The organism is Streptomyces sp. NPDC055078 (assembly GCF_053607985.1).
Map to the genome: position 1 here is coordinate 1 of NZ_JBSGUP010000656.1, position 4,566 is coordinate 4,566.

Genomic DNA, 4,566 nt, shown 5'->3' on the forward strand with positions numbered 1-4,566 from the left:
CACCCGAGCACAATCAGCCCGTCCGGCGATTGAGGACGGACCCTGAGCCCGGTGGGGGCCGGGCTGGTGCGGGGGCGGGCAAGTTGAGCCCGTCCGGCGATTGAGGACACGCCCGCAGGCCGTGCCGGCGCGCGGCGGGGACGGACCACCCCGGCGCAGGACGCACCCGCGGCAGGACTCAGACCGCGTCCGCCAGGGACAGCGCGTGCAGTTTGTCCGGCGGCCCCGGGCGGGCGTAGTACCAGCCCTGGGCCGTGTCGCAGCCCAGCTCCCGCAGCCGGGCCGCCTGTACCCCCGTCTCCACGCCCTCCACGGTGACGGCCAGCTCCAGGCTGTGCGCCAGCGACACGATGCCCTCGACGATCTTCAGATCGACGGGGTCGACCGGGAGCTGCTGCATCCCCTGGGTGAAGGAGCGGTCCAGCTTGAGGACGCTCACGGGCAGCCGGCGGAGGTTGGCGAGGTTGGAGTAGCCGGTGCCGAAGTCGTCGAGCGCGATATCCACCCCCATCTCGGCGAGCTGGCGCAGCGGCTTCAGCAGACCTTCGTCCGCACCGATCAGGGCCGACTCGGTGACTTCCAGACAGAGGGCGCCCGGTTCGAGGCCGGAGCCCTCCAGGACGGCGACCGTGTCGGTGACCAGACCGGGGTGGTGGAGCTGGGTGGGTGAGACATTCACATTGATGCGCAGGGGTCCGCCGTCGGTGTGACGTTCCTGCCAGAATCTGGCCTGCCGTACGGCCTCCTGGAGCACCCAACGGCCCAGCGGCACGATCAGTCCGGTGCGCTCGGCGAGCGGAATGAACTGGTCCGGCCCCAGGACCCCGTGCTGCGGATGGCACCAGCGCACCAGGGCCTCGGCGCCGTGCACGCTCCCGTCGTCCATGTGCACCAGCGGCTGGTACTCGATGAAGAACTCGCCGCGTTCCAGCGCGGCGGGCAGTGCGGTGGTCAGCCCGTGGCGGGTGATGGCGCGGGCGTCCAGTTCCGGGTCGGCGATCTCATAGCGGTTGCCGCCCGCCGATTTGGCCCGATACATGGTGATATCGGCGCTGCGCAGCACCTCCGCGGTGGTGTGCTCGCCCGCCGGGCCCTCGACGATGCCGATGGAGCCCCGGACGGTGAACTCCCGTCCGTCCACCCGGATCGGCGCGGCGAGCCCGGAGAGGATACGGGAGGCGAGTTCGGCGGCCTCGTGCTGGCTGTCGGGACCGGTGGTCAGTGCCACGAACTCGTCGCCGCCGAGGCGGGCCACCATCTCGCCGGGTGCGGTGGCGCAGCTCTGGAGCCGGTCCGCGACCTCCACCAGCAGCCGGTCGCCGGTGGCGTGGCCGAGGCTGTCGTTGATGGCCTTGAAACCGTCGAGGTCGAGATAACAGAGCCCGAAGCGGGAGTGCCGGTCACTCGCGGAGAGCGCCTTCTCCAGCCGTTCGAAGAACAGCGTCCGGTTGGGCAGACCGGTGAGCGCGTCGTGGGTGGCCTCGTACCGCAGCCGCAGGGTGAGCAGCCGGCGCTCGGTGGTGTCCTCCAGGAGTGCAAGCTGGTACTGGGGCCTGCCCTCCGGGTCACGGAGCAGGGAGACGGTCATATTGGTCCACAGGACGGTGCCGTCGTTGCGGAGAAACGGCTTCTCGACCCGGTACTGATCGCGTTCGCCGCGGACCAGTTCCCGGTACAGCTGCCACATATGGGGCAGGTCGTCGGGGTGGGCCCAGTCGGTGACCTTCTTGCCGCGCACCTGCTTCTCCAGGCCGCCGAGCATCCGGGTCAGGGTCTCGTTGACCTCCAGGACGTTGCCTTCGAGGTCGGCGATCCCGATGCCGATCGCGGCACCCTCGAACACCGCTCGCAGCCGGGTCTCGGTGGCGTGCAGCGCGCTGACGGCGTCGTTGCGGGCCTGGAGGGAGGACCGGGCGATGGCCTCCTGCTCCGCGAGGGTGCGTTCGCGCAGCCCGTGGGCGAAGCCCGCGGCCAGCGCGTGCTGGAGCCGGGCACAGCGCGCCCGGCTGTCCTCGGCGCTCTGTCCGGGTGTCTGCTGCTGCTCCGGGATCCGGCCCCCCGGGTGCTGCCCCGCCTCGCCGCCGCAGTAGAGCACCAGATAGGCGTCGATGACGCCGAGGGTCCGGCTCAGCACCTCGGGATCGGTGCAGTGGGCGTCGATGAGCGCGGCCCCGATGCCCTGGGCGGCCTTGGGGTCGAAGGTCCGTGCGTGCAGCAGTTCACTCAGTTGCCGTGCCAGCGGCAGCAAATGCTCCTCGACCTCGGGCCGGGTGAGCGAAGTGGCCGTCACCGGGAAGACGGCACGGCTCCATATGGTCGCGAATCGGCGGACTCTGTCCTCGGGTCCGTCCGGGTCCGCCGTGTACGAGGGCGTCATCACGCCTTGTGCCCCACCCCTGCGAAACCGGAGAAGGCATATGGGTCCTCCTGCTCGGCGGGGGTGTCGGGCCGCCAGTGCGGCATGGACACCAGTCCGGGCTCGACCATCTCGTACCCCTCGAAGAAACGAGCAATTTGCTCGCGTGAACGCATGATGAGTGGATTGCGGATCTCCCGGTAGACGTCGACCGCGCCGACCGTCCGTTCCTCCGACACCGGGACTCCGTCGTACGCGGCATGGGTGATGACGATCAGACTGCCGGGCGCGAGTGCGTCCCGAAGGGTCCGTACGGCGTCGTACGGATCGTCCGTGTCCTCCAGGAAGTGGAGCACAGCGACCAGGAGGAGCGCCACCGGCTCTTTCAGGTCGAACAGCGCGGCGGCTTCGGGACTTTCCAGGATCTGCCGGGGTTTACGCAGGTCGGCCGCCACGACGGCGGCCTGGGAGTCGTCTTCGAGTACCGCGCGGCCGTGGGCGACCGCGACCGGGTCGTGGTCCACATAGACGACATGGGACCGGTCGCTGGCCTTCCGCGCGACCTCGTGAACATTTCCGAATGTCGGTATTCCGGATCCGATGTCGAGGAACTGAGTGATCCCCTCACTCGCCGCGTAATTCACCGCGCGGCGCATGAAGGCCCGGTTGGCCTGCATGATCTTCGGCAGGCCCGGCAGGAACTCCATGGCCTTGCGGGCGGCCTCACGGTCGACCTCGAAGTTGTGCGAGCCGCCCAGGTAGTAGTCGTACATGCGGGACACGCTCGGCACCGATATGTCGATGCCGGGCGGGGCCCAGGCGGGACGCTCCATCGATGTCTCCATCCAAGTCGCCACGGAGTAAGTCCGGCCATGTGCGTGGCCAGTGTTCGAGCCGAGGCTACTGATCGCCCGCCAATTGGGCGAGCCCAAACGGAAATTCGCGGTCCGTTCTTGGTCACATGACAGCGGCACGGCAACCGGCCCGCCGTCACGCGGGGGGCGTGAGACGGGCCGGCTGGGGCCGGAGGCGCTGCGTGAGGACTACTTGGGCGCTCCGACCGGCTTGCCCTGCGGGGTTACCACGAACCAGGTGCCGCCGACGCCCTGCCCGTTGGTGTCACCGGCCTTCGTGTCGCCCGCGAAGGTGTAGAGCGGCCAGCAGTCGATGGTCTGCTGCTTGATTCCGTCGGGGCGGTTGAAGGTGACGAATCCCTTCTTCAGGATTCCCTTGGTGTCGTTCTTGTCGACGGGGGCGACAACCGGCCATTTCTTCAGGCAATCGCCCGTGCAGGCCGTCTTCATCGGCCAGGCCGAGTCCTTCATGAACCGGTAGACGGTCATCCCGTTCTTGTCGACGACGATCTCGCCGAGCTTGGGGTCCTTGCGGGTGGACAGGCCCGCGAGGTCGGCGCCCTGGGCACCCGAGTCGGTGCCGCCGGTGCCGTAGTCCCCGCCCGCCCCGGCCCCGGTACCCGCGCCGGCCTTGGCCTTCTTGCCGTCGGGAGCGGAGGCGAACCAGGTGCCCCCGACACCCTGGCCCTTGGCGTCCCCGGCCTTGGTGTCCTTGGCGAACCGGTACATCGGCCAGCCGCCGATGGTGAGCTGCTTGGAGCCGTCGGTACGGGTGACCTCACCGATCAGGGCGGCATCGACGCCGGGCGCGGCGGTCGCCCCGCCCGCGGCCACCACGGGCCATGCCTTCGCGCAGTCGCCGTCGCAATTCGACTTCGGTGGGGAGGCGGTGTCCTTGTCGAAGCGGTAGAGGGTGAATCCCGCGCTGTCGGTGACGACCTTGCCGAGTTCCCTGCTGTCCCACACGGCGAGCTGGCCGGCCGGCTTGGCCGCCGTCCCCTGGCCTTGGGCGGCGTTGGAGCCGGAGGAGCCGTAGTCGTCGTAGCCACCGCTCCCGGGCTGCGCCGAGCTGGCCGCGCCGACCTTCTGACCGGTCGTGTTCTCGTCGCCCTTGTCCTGACCGCACGCCGTCGTCAGCACGAGTACGGCCGCCGCAGTCACCGCGAGCGAGGCGTTACGCCAGGTGTTCATGTCCACTCCTGTTGTCCCTTGAGACCCTGATGGCGACGCTCAGGTGCGCCGTTCATGGCCCTAGGTACGGACCGGGGGCGGCGGTGCGTTCAACGCCCGGGAAAAAATCTTCGGGGGCTCCCGGGAGCGGCTCGCCTGCCTCCTCCGGGCGGCTCCGGGCCCTCC

The 4,566-nt window shown here is 69.5% G+C and carries 3 protein-coding genes; all 3 read right to left on the reverse strand.

What is annotated here, in order from left to right; all coding sequences use genetic code 11:
- Positions 1–178: 178 nt before the first annotated feature.
- The 3 genes from ACWF94_RS34200 to ACWF94_RS34210 all read right to left on the reverse strand — a co-directional run bounded on the left by ACWF94_RS34200 (position 179) and on the right by ACWF94_RS34210 (position 4,401).
- A complete protein-coding gene (locus ACWF94_RS34200) occupies positions 179–2,377 on the reverse strand; it encodes a putative bifunctional diguanylate cyclase/phosphodiesterase (RefSeq protein ID WP_453497650.1) in 2,199 nt (732 codons plus the stop codon).
- On the reverse strand, positions 2,377–3,189 hold the full coding sequence (locus ACWF94_RS34205) for an SAM-dependent methyltransferase (protein WP_453497653.1): 813 nt from the start codon (positions 3,187–3,189) through the stop codon (positions 2,377–2,379). Before ACWF94_RS34205 ends, ACWF94_RS34200 begins: the two co-directional genes overlap by 1 nt.
- A gap of 210 nt (positions 3,190–3,399) precedes the next feature.
- On the reverse strand, positions 3,400–4,401 hold the full coding sequence (locus ACWF94_RS34210; protein ID WP_453497656.1) for an SCO0930 family lipoprotein: 1,002 nt from the start codon (positions 4,399–4,401) through the stop codon (positions 3,400–3,402).
- Positions 4,402–4,566: the final 165 nt, after the last annotated feature.

Excerpts from the sequence above, each read along its gene's own strand:
- ACWF94_RS34200 (WP_453497650.1), bottom strand. The coding sequence starts at position 2,377 with ATGACGCCCTCGTACACGGCGGACCCGGACGGACCCGAGGACAGAGTC.
- ACWF94_RS34210 (WP_453497656.1), bottom strand. The coding sequence starts at position 4,401 with ATGAACACCTGGCGTAACGCCTCGCTCGCGGTGACTGCGGCGGCCGTA.
- ACWF94_RS34205 (WP_453497653.1), bottom strand. The coding sequence starts at position 3,189 with ATGGAGCGTCCCGCCTGGGCCCCGCCCGGCATCGACATATCGGTGCCG.